This window comes from Pradoshia sp. Z4_20, assembly GCF_058216035.1.
The window spans coordinates 26,977-41,806 of the sequence record NZ_JBZAJD010000015.1; the positions used below are offsets into that span (position 1 = coordinate 26,977).

The following is a 14,830-nucleotide window of genomic DNA, read 5'->3' on the forward strand; positions in this document are numbered from 1 at the left end:
ATATGATGAATAACTGATGAGGGGGTAAGCGGTGAATATAGCCTTTTTTCTAATCCCAAAAAGAGAAGTAGCCTTCGTTAAATATGAGTCCACGATGAGACAAGCGTTGGAAAAAATGGAGTTTCACAAGTACTCTGCAGTTCCCATTATCGATAACCATGGAAGATATGTTGGCACCTTAACAGAGGGGGACTTACTCTGGAAAATGAAAAACACCCCTGACTTATCATTCGAAAACACCCATAAAACGAAACTGAAAGACATAAAACCAAAGCGTTATAATGAACCGATTCATATTGATGCTGATATGGAAAGTATTCTTTTAAGGGCAATGGAGCAGAATTTTGTCCCTGTTATTGATGACGCGGGCATTTTTATTGGAATTATTAGAAGAAGAGAAATCATAGAATACTGTGCTAAGGGGATTTTCGAGAAAAAAGCATAAAATTAATAGTAATAGTGTACTGTTTAACTTTTATTACCTTTCGCAAGGAATTATTTTATTACCATACAATAAGAGAGTCAAAAGTTAATGTTCAGTATAATCAGCAGTCACATAAGCTTTCTAACACGACTGCCTTGATTATAAGGTAATCTTTTAGAATTGACGGTTTAACAGCCCTATATTCTATAAAAAGTTCATACATACATAAAAAGGTGAATTTAAAAGATTGTTTCCTGTAAAAAAGGGAGCAGTCTTTTTTTATCAATAAGATGTAGTCGGTGTTTCTCGAGGTAAATAATAATTCGGTAATTTCTGAAAAAATAGATTGACAAAAGTAGGAAAAGAAATTATATTTAACTACGTATTGATAATCATTATCAATTAAGTTGGGCTATATATCCTTTTAAGGAGGTTTACTATGAATCGCCTCTATACAGATCGTTTGAACATTGGGTACGGGGAAGAATTAATTGTAAAGGATCTCAGTGTAGAAATACCTGACCGGAAAATAACGACAATCATTGGCTCTAATGGGTGTGGGAAATCAACTTTATTGAAAGCCATTACACGCATTATATCTCATCAATCAGGCGACGTCGTTTTGGATGGGAAAAGTATCTTAAGTAATAATACAAAGATTCTTGCACAAAAAATGGCCATCCTTCCTCAGTCACCAGAAAGTGCAAGCGGACTTACAGTAGGTGAACTAGTTTCCTATGGAAGGTTTCCTTATCAAAAGGGATTTGGTCGTTTAACTAAAAAAGATTATGAGGTAATTGACTGGGCACTTGAGGTTACTGGAACGATAGATTACAAGTTTCGTCCGGTAGATGCCCTATCAGGCGGTCAGCGCCAACGTGTTTGGATTGCCATGGCACTAGCCCAGGAGACAGAAATCATCTTTCTCGACGAGCCAACCACCTATTTAGACATGGCTCATCAGTTAGAGGTCTTAGAGCTTTTACAAAAACTGAATCAAGAACAAGCACGTACCATTGTGATGGTCTTGCATGATTTAAACCAGGCAGCACGTTTTGCTGATTATATGATTGCCTTAAAAGATGGCCGAGTTGTAAAAGCCGGGTCCTGCGAGGAAGTGATTACTCCCGCTGTACTCAGAAAAGTATTCCATATTGATGCCCAAATAGGGAGAGATCCACGAACAAATAAACCAATGTGCCTTACTTATAACTTATTAAAAGGAGAACCCAAACATGAAAAAATGGATATTCCCGTTTATGCTGCTCTCAGTGTTAATTATTAGTGCATGCAGCAATAGTTCATCTACAGAGAAGGAAAATGATACAAAAAAAGAAGAAGCGCCAAAAACATTTACATATGAATCAGAAACAGGGCCAGTCGAAGTACCAACAGATCCGCAGCGTGTTGTCATGCTATCAGGATTCACTGGGAACGTGATTGAACTGGATGTGAATTTAGTTGGTGTTGACGTTTGGTCTAAAACAAACCCTACCTTTGAAAAGGAATTAAAGGATGTTGCCGAAGTTTCAGAGGATAATCTAGAAAAAATCATTGAATTGAATCCTGATCTCATTATTGCGTTATCTACTGTTAAAAACGTTGATAAATTAAAGGAGATTGCTCCTACTGTAACCTATACTTGGGGCAAATTGGATTACTTAGCTCAGCATGTGGAAATTGGAAAACTATTAGGTAAAGAGAAAGAAGCAGAGGACTGGGTTGATGACTTCCAAACACGTGCTGCGGAAGCCGGAGAAGAGATTCGCGCCAAAATCGGTGAGGATGCAACAGTATCTGTAATAGAAGCTTTTGATAAAAATTTATATGTATACGGTGATAATTGGGCACGCGGAACAGAAATCCTTTACCAAGCTATGAAATTGAAAATGCCTGATAAAGTAAAAGAGATGACATCTAAGGATGGATACTATACTCTTTCTACGGAAGTACTCTCTGAATACGCAGGAGATTATGTGATTTTAAGTAAATACGCAGCTGCTGATGTATCATTCCAGGAAACTGAAACCTATAAAAATATACCTGCCGTTAAAAATGGACATGTATATGAAATGGAAGGAGACGGTGCTTCCTTTAGTGACCCAGTTACATTAGAGAAGCATTTAGCTTTTTTCAAGAAATCATTTCTTGGTGAATAATTTTCGGGTGGAGGGATTCTAATTGGAATCCCTTTTCCCCTATTCTGACGAAAGAGAAGATGAGTAACTGATGACAAAAGAAATGAAACGTTCTGTCCCCTTTGTCTATAAAATGATTGCCAGTTTGCTTGTTCTTGCTGGGATGTTTGTGGCGGCCATGGTTTTTGGTGCTGCAGATACGACTGTCAAAGATGTATGGCTCGCTCTTACCTCTAACGTGAAAACGGATGAAACTCTTGTTCTGCGAGAGATTCGTTTTCCAAGAGAAGTTGCAGCCATTTTTGTAGGAGCAGCTTTAGCTGTTGCCGGCGCTATTATGCAAGGGTTGACGAGAAATCCGCTTGCTGATCCAGGTTTACTAGGATTGACTGCCGGCGCAAATGCGGCGCTGGCAATTACGCTGGTTGTTTTCCCATCTATTAATTATTTTGGGTTGATGATTGGCTGTTTTATTGGAGCAGCTGTTGGTACAATCATGGTATTTAGTATGGGGTTTATGAAAAAAGGAGGGTTTTCTCCGCTTCGAATCGTATTAGCAGGTGCTGCTGTATCTGCTTTCCTTTATGCGGTTGCGGATGGGGTAAGTATTTACTTTAAGGTATCTAAAAATGTTTCAGCATGGACTTCAGGAGGGTTAGTTGGAACTAGTTGGGACCAGCTCCAGATCATTGTTCCTTTTATTATAGTTGGCATTCTAGTGGCGCTCATTTTAGCAAGACAGCTGACGATTCTTAGTTTAAATGAAGAAGTTGCTGTTGGCTTGGGGCAAAACACGGCACAAGTAAAATTCATCCTTTATGTTGTCATTATCCTTCTGGCGGGTGCATCTGTTGCCCTTGTCGGGAATATGACCTTTATTGGCTTAATGATCCCGCATATTGTACGGGCCATCGTCGGAACGGATTACCGATTTATTATCCCAATGTCTGCCATTGCAGGAGCTGTTTTTATGCTTTTCGCGGATACGCTTGGACGGACCATAAATGCACCATTTGAAACTCCGGTAGCAGCTATTGTAGCTACAATAGGGTTGCCATTTTTCTTGATAATTGTTCGTAAAGGAGGGAAAGCATTCTCATGATTCATCCTTCTTTACTAAAAAAACAACGACTATTTCTTGTTGTTTTATTGACTCTCATTATTGCTACAGCGGTTGTCAGCATGGGGATGGGAGCAGCTGCTTTATCTTATGACCGGCTCATTCCAACACTACTTGGAGAGGGCACGTTTAAAGAAGAGTTTGTTTTATTTTCGATTCGTTTACCAAGAATACTGATTACAGTGTTGGCTGGAATGGCGCTTGCATTATCGGGTGCTATTTTACAAGGTATTACACGGAATGATTTAGCGGATCCTGGCATTATTGGGATTAATTCTGGAGCGGGTGTGGCTGTAGCTATCTTCTTTCTATTTTTTCCGATTGAACCAGGTTCATTTGTTTATATGCTGCCTCTTGTCGCGTTTTTCGGTGCGATCCTCACCGTATGTTTCATCTATTTATTTTCATATACGAAAAACTCAGGGTTGGAGCCGGTAAGGCTCGTGTTAGTAGGCATAGGTTTTTCGATGGCCCTCTCCGGTGCCATGATTGTCCTTATTTCATCGGCAGAACGAGAAAAAGTAGATTTTATTGCTCAATGGTTAGCAGGGAATATATGGGGAACAGATTGGCCTTTTATTTGGGCGTTGCTCCCTTGGTTAGTCATCCTTATTCCGTTTACTTTATTCAAAGCCAATCGTTTAAACCTTCTCGGGATTAGTGAACCTGCAGCTATTAGTGTAGGTGTGTCGATTGAGAAGGAAAGAATCATTTTACTGATCACAGCTGTTGCCTTGGCTGCTTCCGCTGTCTCGGTTACAGGGGGGATCTCCTTCATCGGTTTAATGGCACCGCATATAGCCAAAACTCTAGTAGGACCACGAAACCAATTATTTATCCCACTTGCCATTTTGATTGGGGGATGGTTATTATTATTCGCTGATACAATCGGCCGAAATCTAATTGAGCCTAACGGACTCCCGGCAGGTATTATGGTTGCCCTTATCGGTGCCCCTTATTTTATGTATTTATTATTGAAAAAATAAGCGAATATCCCTTGGGAATCTGCTTATTATCAAAGGTTTCTACTGTTTTGTTATCGGGATGGAAATGATAGCGTTCATTAACTGTGTGTAAATATTAATTCAGAAAATAAAGCTACTGTTCCCTGTAGCAAAAAGAATCAAGAATGCTAATTAACGGCATTCTTGCTTCTTTTTATTTGGTTATTCCAAATGCCCTTTTCCTCTACTAACTGGATGTTTAACTCGTCAGAAGAACTGGTAGGATGTAAAGCAAATGAACATTTACTCTCATTACTGTTTTGATTACGGAAGTTGATTCAGAAACGATCATTATGATGTCTAAAAATAGATGTGTTGTTGTGCCTTTAGTGAATATATGTAAAATTGATACAATGATTTAGTTTTAAAAAAGGGATGGCTATTGTCATCCTCATTTTAGGTGGGGATATTGATAAAAGTCTAAATAAAGCCGATAAAATTACGTATTTACCAGCTTTATGTATGGTTAAATGTTAAATTCCAGAATAGATTCTGTATTAAATTCCAAGCTCTTCTTTTAATAATAATTCGTTCCGTTCTTTGAATACTTCATTATGTGATGAGACCATTGCAGTATCGTATGCTGAAGGTTCAATAAAAACTTTGGCACTGTTGACAGCATTGAGAGCATCCTGGAAGGCACCGACCAATAAATTTACTTTTCCTTCGTAAGATATAATATCCCCGGCTGCAAAGATTCCTTCTGTGGAAAGAACGCCTTTGGGTGTACCGATATAATAGTAATCATCCTTCATCTCCGGCTGCAAGCCATCTTCAAATTCGAGAGAAGCTTCGCGATTATAGCCATGATTAATTAAAACTTCATCAACAGCAATCGCTCTATTATCACCATTAATCTCTAAAATCACTTGATCAATCGCATGGTTTTCCTTATTTGCTACTAAAGAAGTAATGGTAGCATTGAGGATGATTTCTACATGGTTCTCCTGCAAGTTTTTGATTTGAGCCTCGTGTGCAGTCAGTTCATCTTTACGGTAAATAACCGTCACACTCTCTGCGACATGCAGTAATTCTGCAGCCCAATCAATAGCAGCATTTCCTCCACCGGAAATTAAGACATGCTTATCCTTAAAACGCTCTATTCGCTGAACGGTGTAGTGTAAATTAGTAAGCTCGTACTTTGATGCACCTTCTATATCCAGCTTTTGTGGAGAGATAATTCCTCCGCCATTTGCCATAATAACGGTTTTTGATATATGCTTCTCGCCATTATCTGTTATAAGAGTAAATAATCCATTTTCTTTAGTAATATATTCAACTTTAGTATTCAAACATACGGTAGGTTCAAAGGTTAATCCTTGTGATATCAAATCCTTAACGAATTCCTCCCCACGCATAGGACGCAATCCCCCGACATCCCAAATCATCTTTTCAGGATAGATATTAACTTTTCCTCCCAGCATTGTCTGAGATTCAATAATCTTTGTTTTCATGGTTCGTAAACCGCTGTAAAACGCACTGTACAAACCCGCTGGTCCTCCGCCAACAATCGTTACATCATAAATATCTGGCATTAAAAACCCTCCTTTATTACAAAAGATGGAACTAGTAGTTAAGTACATTATATTGACAATAATTCTCATTATCAATGAGAATTTATAATTTGATCAAGCCATAGATGTACGACAGGGAAGTTAGAGGAGTAGGAAAGCAGCTATTCAATGGCTGTCCTACACCTATGCCAGAAGATAGAATCCTAAAATTAATAAACATTTTTCCTCACATGTAAATCACATAATGAATAATGATTCATTATGTGATAATATTTAACGAATAATCGCGGTAAGGAGGAGTGGGATGATAGCTAAAAAGAGCTTTACAACAGAGATGGTAAATGGAATGCAGACGGGGAATGGAACCATTTCGTTACTTAATGTACATATGAATGTGTATGTTTTTTGTGTGGATGGAGTTTTAATTGATACGGGTGCTCAATCAATTGAAAAGGAATTTTGGCCATTTTTTAATGATTTGGAGATAGATCAGGTTGTTGTAACACATTATCATGAAGACCATACAGGTTGTGCAGCTTTTTTACAGCAGAAGTATCAAGTACCCATTCTTATGAATAAGATGATGATTGATTATTGCCGCAAAAAAGCAGATTATCCATTGTATCGCAAACTTTTTTGGGGTAGACGAAAACCATTTGAGGGTACGGAAATCGGTAAAACATTTGCCTCTCGTCATGCTATATGGGACGTGATTGAGACTCCAGGCCATTCAAAGGATCACCTATCTTTTTTAAATCGGCAAACCGGACAGTTGTTTACAGGGGATTTATATTGTCAGCCTCGGACAAAGGTTGTGTTACGGGAGGAAAGTGTACCGGCTATCATTCATTCATTAAAGCATGTCTTAACCTATGATTTTGAAGAGGTGTATTGCTGTCACTCAGGCTTTTTAAAGAAAGGGCGTATCGCATTACAAAGAAAACTGGATTATTTGTTGGAGATTCAGGAAAAAGTGATTACACAGTATAAAGAGGGGAAAACACCATATCAAATCAAAGAATCCCTGTTCCCAAGAAACTATCCTATTACGAAATTTTCACAAGGAGAATGGGATTCCATTCATATTATAAATTCGGTTCTTTTAAAGTATGATGAAGAAAATATCGCTTTAAAATAAAGTAATTTAACATAGATAAATCTGGGGTCTTGAGCATAGTTCCACAGATTCGGATTTTTTAATGTAAGTCCTCTATAGGATATGATGTATTGCCCTGCCATCAACTATTTGAAACCCAGAGTCATTAATAGGTGGTAAATTACAGGTTAAATACCAATATCACGATTAAAAGGTTAGTGGAAGGGTAAAATACCTATAAAATCCAAAGAGGTGATTTCATGTCAAATGTTCAAAATGAGAACAAACAAGAGTTGGAGAAATTAAGAGAGTTAATTAAAGATGTAGATACTGCAATGCTCACCACACAGACTAGTGAAGGATTGATTTCTCGTCCAATGAAAACTCAGGAAGTCGAATTTGATGGGGATCTATGGTTTTTTACAAAGAAAGAAACAGATAAATATAAAGAGGTGCTGGAACGTCCGGAAGTCAATGTAGCGTATGCCGGTAGATCCTATGTTTCTATTCGAGGTAAAGCTGAAATTGTAAATGACATTAACAAGAAAAAAGAACTCTGGAATGCAGCCTATGAAAAGCTACTGGAAACAAGTGTGGATGACCCAAATATCATTTTAATTAAGGTAGAAGCAGAAGCAGCAGAATATTGGGAAACCGGAAATCTCACTAAAAACATTGTTAATTTATATAAGAAGCTAACAAAGAATGAATCAGATACAGAGAATATAAATGAAACAATTGAATTAAAATAGAAAATACTAAATATTGCATAGAAAAAGGGCATGCCTAAAGTAGGTATGCCCTTTTTCTATACCTTTTTTCTTGGATAATTGTAAAGGAATCTTAAAGGCGATGTTCGTTATTTTATTAGATTGCTGTTCAACAATATGCACTTTAATTCAGGTACTTTCACTCATTAATAGCTCATCTTATATCATTCAGAGTGAACATTCTGTGAATTTAGTAGTATAGAAATTTCATAAAATTTATTCATTTTTTATCAAATGACTAGACATTTAAATCTAACTGTCTATAATAGTAAATGTAAGCGGTTTTACCATATTACTATAAAGGGAGTTTTAAATATGAGAAAAATTTTATTAGCTTGCAGTTCAGGTATGTCAACTAGTTTACTGGTTACTAAAATGGAGCAGCATGCCAAATCAATTGGTGAGGATGCAAAAATTTGGGCAGTAGGTCAGGATAAGGCAAAAGCTGAAATGGCAGATGCAGACGTCGTATTAATTGGCCCTCAAATGAGTTTCCTTAAAGCTGACCTGCAAAAAGAAGCAGACAAACATGGCATTAGAGTGGATGTAATCGATATGATGGCGTATGGAATGGCAGATGGTAAAAAAGCATATGAACAAGCGATTTCCCTTATAGGTGATAAGTAATGGAAAAATTGCAAATTGAACAACTAACAGAAGAACAGGTTAGCTTTCAGCTTATCTTACACAGCGGTAATGCAAGGAGTAAGATTATTCAGTCGTTAAGGGTTTACCGGGAAGGTAATGTTGAAGAAGCGGATGACTTATTAAAGCAGGCTGAGGCAGATCTTAGTATCTCTCATGATATTCATTTCCAAATGGTCCAAAAGGAAGCATCAGGAGAAAAAACGAAATTCTCTATGCTGTTAATGCATGCGGAAGATCATTTGATGTCTACTTTAACGATGAAAGAGTTAGTAAAAGAAATACTGGAAATTTTTAAGGCTAAAGGCTAAAAAGTTTTAGGTTATTACTATTATTCCTAAATTGAGGGGGAAGACCCGTGTTTGAAAAAATTAGTCAATTTCTTATGCCAATCGCAGGTAAACTGAATAACAACCGGTACTTAGGTGTCCTACGTGACGCTTTTATGTTAGCGTTTCCACTGACCGTGTTCGGTTCCATCGTAGTCGTTCTATTAAACCTACCATTCTTGGATTCATTTTTAAGTGACGGCACGATTACAACACTCCGCGATACTTTTGGTGTGGCAAGCAGTGCAACCATGAATATTATGTCTGTGTTTGTTGTATTCGGTATCGGATATTATCTATCAAAAAGCTATGATGTTGAGGCTGTATTTGGAGGAGTAGTTGCTCTTGCATCCTTTTTATTCCTGACTCCGTTTGTGGTTGAAACACAAGGGGGAGAAACAATTACAGGCGTTCTCTCACTAGATCGTCTTGGAGCAAAAGGAATGTTCCTTGGTATGATTTCTGCTTTTGTAGCAGGTGAAATTTACCGAAAAGCTGTTCAAAAAGATATTACGATTAAAATGCCAGCAGGTGTACCACCGGCAGTAGCCAAATCTTTTGCGGCATTGATTCCAGCACTTATTACATTAACTTTCTTCCTAGCGATACAAGGAATCGTAACTTTAGCATTTAATACAAATCTTCATGATGTTATTTATAAGATTATTCAAGAACCACTTACTGGCTTAGGCAGTGGCATTATTCCAACCCTAGTTGTTGTATTCTTTATTCAAATCCTTTGGTTCTTTGGGCTCCACGGTCAAATTATCATGAACTCCGTCATGGATCCTATCTGGAATACATTGGCTTTAGAGAATGTAGCTGCATTTAATGCAGGTAAAGAGTTACCGCATATTATTTCGAAGCCATTTATGGATACGTTTACAGTAGGGATGGGCGGAACAGGTATGACCTTGGCAGTAGTATTGGCCATTCTCGTCTTTGTTAAATCCAAACAAATGAAACAGGTAGCTAAATTAGGCGGTTTGCCTGGTGTATTCAATGTCAATGAACCAATTATCTTCGGTCTTCCAATTGTTATGAATCCATTGATCTTAATCCCTTGGGTTCTTGCACCAATGATTGTGACAGCTGTTACCTATTTTGCCATGAGTACTGGTCTTGTACCACCGCCGACAGGCGTAACGGTTCCATGGACTGTACCAATTGGATTCAGCGGATATTTAGCAACTAACTCGATTGCGGGTTCTATTTTACAGCTAGTAAACTTCGCTATTGTATTTGCGATATGGCTTCCATTCCTGAAAGTCATTGACCGCGTTAACGTGAAAAAAGAACAAGAGGCAGAAGCGGAAGCGGCAGCATCTGCACAAAAATAAAAAATATCATTGAATAGAAGACTAGTAGTGAAGGGAGATATCTTTTACTGCTAGTCTCCTTACTCATTAAGCTACACAGACGAATCAACTTTGAGACGAGAGGATGGATTTTTTTGAAAACTACTAACGATCAAATAGACTATCAATTTCCTGAAGGATTCTGGTGGGGGTCAGCTGCTTCTGCTACTCAAACTGAAGGTGCGGCTGATGTAGATGGAAAAGGTAAAAATATTTGGGACCATTGGTATGAAGTTGAGCCAAATCGCTTCTTTAATGGAGTTGGACCTGAAAAGACATCCCAATTTTATTATAAATATAAGGAAGATATCGCATTAATGAAAGAAATTGGGCACAACTCCTTCCGGATGTCTATTTCCTGGTCACGAATGTTTCCGAATGGGACAGGCCAAGTAAATGAAAAAGCAGTAGAATTTTATAACAATGTTATTAATGAACTGATTGCAAATGATATTGAGCCATTTGTTGGGCTATTCCATTTTGATATGCCAATGGCTATGCAGGAGATTGGCGGATGGACAAATCGGAAAGTAGTTGATGCTTATGAACAATATGCAATTACTTGTTTCGAAACATTTGGTGATCGCGTTAAGAAATGGTTTACGCATAACGAGCCGATCGTACCTGTAGAAGGCGGATACCTGTATGATTTCCACTATCCTAATGAAGTGAATTTTCGAAATGCTGTACAAGTCGCATATCATACCATTCTTTCAAATGCCAAAGCAATTGCAGCCTATAAGAAGCTTGGTCTGGATGGAAAAGTTGGGATCGTTTTGAATTTGACCCCATCCTATCCGAGAAGTCAGCATCCAGCAGATGTAAAAGCTTCTGTTATTTGTGACGCATTCTTTAACCGGTCATTCCTTGATCCAACAGTTAAAGGTGAATTCCCTGCAGAGTTGGTTGAAATTCTGAAGGAAAAAGATTTCATGCCAGTCATTGAAGAAGGGGATTTGGAGTTAATTAAGAATAATACAGTATCCTTGCTTGGAGTCAATTACTATCAGCCGCGCCGTGTGAAGGCAAAAGAACATATGCCGAATCCTGATGGTCCATTTATGCCGGATCACTATTTTGATAATTATGTTATGCCTGGACGTAAAATGAATCCTCATCGTGGATGGGAAATCTATGAAAAAGGAATATACGATATTCTAATTAATTTGAAAGATAACTACGGTAATATCGAATGCTTCATTTCTGAAAATGGAATGGGTGTAGAGGGAGAAGAAAAATTCCGTAATGCTGACGGAATGATTGAGGATGATTACCGAATTGATTTTATCAAGGGCCATCTTCAATGGGTTCATGCTGCAATCCAGGAAGGCTCCAATGTAAAAGGATATCATTTATGGACGTTCATGGATAACTGGTCCTGGTCAAATGCCTATAAAAATCGTTATGGTTTTGTTTCCGTAAACTTAGATAAAGATGGTGAAAGAACCATTAAGAAAAGTGGATATTGGTATAAAGAGGTAGCTAAAAATAATGGTTTTTAAGTAAGATAGTTGAAGATAGTCTTGTTTGGCTATCTTCTTCTTTTTATAATGAAAGAGAGAATGTTATAAAAAGACAAGTTTAGAAAAAGAAGGGTGTAGCATGTCCAAGTATATTACTATATCAGATGAAATTAGAGAGCGAATTAAAAGTGGATATTATCCGGTTGATAAAATGATGCCGGATGAGCATAGTTTATGCCGCGAATTTAATTGCAGCAGAATGACAATGAAAAGAGCATTAGATATCTTGGCACAGGGAGGGATGATTTATCGGAAACGTGGCCACGGTACATTTATCATCCAATCTTCTATGCAGAATCACAATGTAAATGTCCTCAGTGATGAGACTGTTGGGTTATCCAATTTAATGAAGGATCGAAAAATAGTCAGCAAAGTAATTGAGTTTAATATCCAGTTCCCCTCTGAAGAAATCGCCAAAAACCTTTCAGTCAGCATGAATACACCTGTTTATCATATTATCCGTTTACGAATAGTGGAGGATGAGCCGTATGTGCTTGAAGAAACGTATATGCCCTCCAACTTGATTCCTGATATCAATGAAGAAGTACTGCATGATTCTATTTATCATCACATTGAAAATAAGTTGAATTTAAAGATAGGTGGAGCTCACAGGAAGATAAGAGCCTCTAAATCTAATGAGTTGGATCAAAAATATCTCCATTGTGGTGAACATGATCCAATACTAGAAGTAGAACAAATTGGTCATCTAGATATTGGTATTCCATTCGAGTATTCGTTTTCCAGGCATCGCTATGACCGTTTTACATTCATATCAGTAGCAGTAAGATAATTATGGGAGGTGCTCACATGTTATTAGGTGGGATTGAAGCGGGTGGTACAAAATTTGTTTGTGCAGTAGGAGACTCGGCAGGAACTATTCTGGAACGTATAACGATTCCTACCACTACACCTGAGGAAACAATGCCTCGGGTATTCGCTTTTTTTGAAAAGTATGAGCTAAATGCAATTGGTGTAGGTTCTTTTGGTCCAATTGATGTAAATATCGATAGTCCTACATACGGCTCCATTACCGCAACACCGAAACTTGCCTGGAGAGATTATCCGATTGTTAAGGAATTAAGGCAGCGGTTATCTGTTCCAATTGGTTTTAATACGGATGTAAATGCTGCTGCACTGGCGGAGGCCACCTTAGGTGCTGCCAAAGGACTGGACAGCTGTTTGTATATTACGGTGGGTACCGGAATTGGTGCAGGAGCAGTTGTGCACGGAAAGTTACTACAGGGGTTATCTCATCCGGAGATGGGGCATATCCTAGTTCGACGCCATGAAATGGACACCTACGAAGGGAAATGTCCATACCATCAAGACTGCCTTGAAGGATTAGCAGCGGGACCCGCGATTGAAGCACGCTGGGGCCAAAAAGCGGTTAACCTGGAAGGGCGGGAAGAAGTTTGGGAGATGGAAGGGTTTTATATCGCTCAAGCCCTTATGCAATATATTTTAATCCTATCTCCAAAGAAGATTATTTTAGGCGGCGGGGTTATGAAGCAAAAGCATGTATTCCCGATTATCTATATCCATTTAAAAAAATTACTTAATCAATATGTTGTATTACCTGAACTGGATACAGCCATCGATTCTTATATCGTTTCTCCCGGATTGGGTGACAATGCAGGCGTAGTTGGCTCACTCCTTCTTGCTGATCAAGCTATTCAAGGTAAATAAAGGAAGATGTGTCCAGGTTGGACACGTCTTTTTTTTGATTCTTCTATAGTCCTGGCTGAAAATAAGTTTGAGTTAAAATTATTGAGTCAACATATCTAGTTTTATTTTTCGAATATAAAAATTAAAGGGTAAAATTGTTTATTTTTATTAGTAAACGACCTTTATATCTCTGCTCTCCTCTTCAAGTGATTGCTATTAAATCCCCAATATATTTACAATTCAATCCCTAATTTTTTAGACTTTAATAACTATAAAAAACAAATGCTATTTTTAATAAATAGTAAAAATGCACTAGTTTATCCAATTAATGTAAGGGTATTTAAAAATATCTTAACGAAAAATGTCACAAAATTATCAAATTTAGGTTTAAAAATATGAAAGAGGGGGTCATATATTACTTTTTTACCAATTAACATCTTATTCTATTAAATTATTTGCAATTTATGTAAAAAGTTATAATAATTTCTATTAAAGTGAATATTTGTGATTTTATGTAAAGGAAAGAGGGGTTGAGGGGAACCGATGTTAGAGTCAAAAAGGAAAGCTATTATATTCATGCTATTATCTTTATTTTTAGCTATTTTGGCCGGATTCTTTGTATTGCAGAAGGTAAAGGCTTTAAACAATGATTTAGGGACAGTTGTATCCGTTTATGCAGCTAATGAAGATATTTCTTCAAGACAGGAATTAAAGCCTACTATGATTACGACAAAAGATATTCCAAAGAAGTATTTGGAGGAATACCATATTACAAATGTCAGTGATTTAGAAAATAAGGTATTAGTCGTTCCGCTAAGTAAAGGGGACGTCATCTCTAAGAATATTCTTAAACAAGCCTCTGTAGTATTAGAAGAAAATAATCGATTGATTTCGATGATGTCGGATGAAAGAGTCCTATTCGATGAGGCATTGGAAGCATTGGATCGTGTAGATATTATCGTTTCAGATAAATTGGAAGGGAATAAGGCTCAAACTAAAATATTTATGAAAGACGTAAAAGTAGCCCGTATAGCCAAAAAAGATAATAAGTTTCATGGTGTTCAACTGGAGATTCCATTGGACAAGGCTCCGGAATTAATACATATGCAGAATTACGCAGACAGTGTCCGGATTATTAAATCAAATGTAGGTCAGGCTACGGAGACTCCTGAAGCCGCAAAGAAAAATGAACCGGTGGTAACAGAAGAGGCAGTAGTTGAGCAAAAACCGGTAGAAAAGAAGGA

The 14,830-nt window shown here is 37.6% G+C and carries 15 protein-coding genes; 14 read left to right on the plus strand and 1 reads right to left on the minus strand.

Features of this window, described 5'->3' with window-relative positions; translation table 11 throughout:
• Positions 1-31 precede the first annotated feature (31 nt).
• The 5 genes from AC4BHP_RS18305 to AC4BHP_RS18325 all read left to right on the plus strand — a co-directional run bounded on the left by AC4BHP_RS18305 (position 32) and on the right by AC4BHP_RS18325 (position 4,668).
• Positions 32-445, plus strand: a complete 414-nt coding sequence (locus tag AC4BHP_RS18305; protein WP_066109903.1) for a CBS domain-containing protein — start codon at positions 32-34, stop codon at positions 443-445.
• Positions 446-863: 418 nt separating this feature from the next.
• Positions 864-1,709 (plus strand): ABC transporter ATP-binding protein, encoded by an 846-nt coding sequence (locus tag AC4BHP_RS18310; protein ID WP_066109900.1) that lies wholly within the window; start codon positions 864-866, stop codon positions 1,707-1,709.
• The gene (locus AC4BHP_RS18315; RefSeq protein ID WP_066109895.1) at positions 1,660-2,583 is read left to right on the plus strand and encodes an iron-hydroxamate ABC transporter substrate-binding protein; all 924 of its coding nucleotides are present in this window, start codon (positions 1,660-1,662) and stop codon (positions 2,581-2,583) included. The genes AC4BHP_RS18310 and AC4BHP_RS18315 overlap by 50 nt, the downstream gene beginning before the upstream one ends.
• A 70-nt stretch (positions 2,584-2,653) precedes the next feature.
• Positions 2,654-3,664, plus strand: coding sequence for a FecCD family ABC transporter permease (locus AC4BHP_RS18320; protein WP_140462271.1), 1,011 nt, complete (start codon positions 2,654-2,656; stop codon positions 3,662-3,664).
• A complete protein-coding gene (locus tag AC4BHP_RS18325) occupies positions 3,661-4,668 on the plus strand; it encodes a FecCD family ABC transporter permease (protein ID WP_490553684.1) in 1,008 nt (335 codons plus the stop codon). The genes AC4BHP_RS18320 and AC4BHP_RS18325 overlap by 4 nt, the downstream gene beginning before the upstream one ends.
• A 515-nt stretch (positions 4,669-5,183) precedes the next feature.
• Here AC4BHP_RS18325 and AC4BHP_RS18330 read toward each other — a convergent pair.
• A complete protein-coding gene (locus AC4BHP_RS18330; RefSeq protein WP_140462272.1) occupies positions 5,184-6,221 on the minus strand; it encodes an NAD(P)/FAD-dependent oxidoreductase in 1,038 nt (345 codons plus the stop codon).
• 283 nt (positions 6,222-6,504) lie between these two features.
• On the opposite strand from AC4BHP_RS18330, the gene AC4BHP_RS18335 reads away from it, so the two are divergent.
• The 9 genes from AC4BHP_RS18335 to cpaB form a co-directional block, all read left to right on the plus strand.
• Positions 6,505-7,338, plus strand: a complete 834-nt coding sequence (locus tag AC4BHP_RS18335; RefSeq protein ID WP_490553686.1) for an MBL fold metallo-hydrolase — start codon at positions 6,505-6,507, stop codon at positions 7,336-7,338.
• Positions 7,339-7,556: 218 nt separating this feature from the next.
• A complete protein-coding gene (locus tag AC4BHP_RS18340; RefSeq protein ID WP_140462274.1) occupies positions 7,557-8,048 on the plus strand; it encodes a pyridoxamine 5'-phosphate oxidase family protein in 492 nt (163 codons plus the stop codon).
• 333 nt (positions 8,049-8,381) lie between these two features.
• Entirely contained in the window at positions 8,382-8,693 is a 312-nt protein-coding gene (locus AC4BHP_RS18345; protein WP_066109877.1) for a PTS sugar transporter subunit IIB, read from the plus strand.
• A complete protein-coding gene (locus tag AC4BHP_RS18350) occupies positions 8,693-9,022 on the plus strand; it encodes a PTS sugar transporter subunit IIA (RefSeq protein WP_066109874.1) in 330 nt (109 codons plus the stop codon). The genes AC4BHP_RS18345 and AC4BHP_RS18350 overlap by 1 nt, the downstream gene beginning before the upstream one ends.
• A 47-nt stretch (positions 9,023-9,069) precedes the next feature.
• Positions 9,070-10,380 carry a PTS cellobiose transporter subunit IIC gene (gene celB, locus AC4BHP_RS18355; RefSeq protein ID WP_066109871.1) on the plus strand — a complete coding sequence of 437 codons (1,311 nt, stop codon included), beginning with the start codon at positions 9,070-9,072 and terminating at the stop codon, positions 10,378-10,380.
• Between the two features lie 134 nt (positions 10,381-10,514).
• On the plus strand, positions 10,515-11,900 hold the full coding sequence (locus tag AC4BHP_RS18360) for a glycoside hydrolase family 1 protein (RefSeq protein ID WP_139063889.1): 1,386 nt from the start codon (positions 10,515-10,517) through the stop codon (positions 11,898-11,900).
• Positions 11,901-12,000: 100 nt separating this feature from the next.
• The gene (locus tag AC4BHP_RS18365) at positions 12,001-12,711 is read left to right on the plus strand and encodes a GntR family transcriptional regulator (protein ID WP_066109866.1); all 711 of its coding nucleotides are present in this window, start codon (positions 12,001-12,003) and stop codon (positions 12,709-12,711) included.
• Between the two features lie 17 nt (positions 12,712-12,728).
• A complete protein-coding gene (locus AC4BHP_RS18370) occupies positions 12,729-13,607 on the plus strand; it encodes an ROK family protein (protein ID WP_490553689.1) in 879 nt (292 codons plus the stop codon).
• Positions 13,608-14,129: 522 nt separating this feature from the next.
• The coding region (cpaB, locus tag AC4BHP_RS18375; protein WP_490553691.1) for a Flp pilus assembly protein CpaB at positions 14,130-14,830 on the plus strand (701 nt) is incomplete at its 3' end.

Excerpts from the sequence above, each read along its gene's own strand:
- AC4BHP_RS18310 (WP_066109900.1), top strand. The coding sequence starts at position 864 with ATGAATCGCCTCTATACAGATCGTTTGAACATTGGGTACGGGGAAGAA.
- AC4BHP_RS18315 (WP_066109895.1), top strand. The coding sequence starts at position 1,660 with ATGAAAAAATGGATATTCCCGTTTATGCTGCTCTCAGTGTTAATTATT.
- AC4BHP_RS18320 (WP_140462271.1), top strand. The coding sequence starts at position 2,654 with ATGACAAAAGAAATGAAACGTTCTGTCCCCTTTGTCTATAAAATGATT.
- AC4BHP_RS18325 (WP_490553684.1), top strand. The coding sequence starts at position 3,661 with ATGATTCATCCTTCTTTACTAAAAAAACAACGACTATTTCTTGTTGTT.
- AC4BHP_RS18330 (WP_140462272.1), bottom strand. The coding sequence starts at position 6,221 with ATGCCAGATATTTATGATGTAACGATTGTTGGCGGAGGACCAGCGGGT.
- AC4BHP_RS18335 (WP_490553686.1), top strand. The coding sequence starts at position 6,505 with ATGATAGCTAAAAAGAGCTTTACAACAGAGATGGTAAATGGAATGCAG.
- AC4BHP_RS18340 (WP_140462274.1), top strand. The coding sequence starts at position 7,557 with ATGTCAAATGTTCAAAATGAGAACAAACAAGAGTTGGAGAAATTAAGA.
- AC4BHP_RS18345 (WP_066109877.1), top strand. The coding sequence starts at position 8,382 with ATGAGAAAAATTTTATTAGCTTGCAGTTCAGGTATGTCAACTAGTTTA.
- AC4BHP_RS18350 (WP_066109874.1), top strand. The coding sequence starts at position 8,693 with ATGGAAAAATTGCAAATTGAACAACTAACAGAAGAACAGGTTAGCTTT.
- AC4BHP_RS18365 (WP_066109866.1), top strand. The coding sequence starts at position 12,001 with ATGTCCAAGTATATTACTATATCAGATGAAATTAGAGAGCGAATTAAA.
- AC4BHP_RS18370 (WP_490553689.1), top strand. The coding sequence starts at position 12,729 with ATGTTATTAGGTGGGATTGAAGCGGGTGGTACAAAATTTGTTTGTGCA.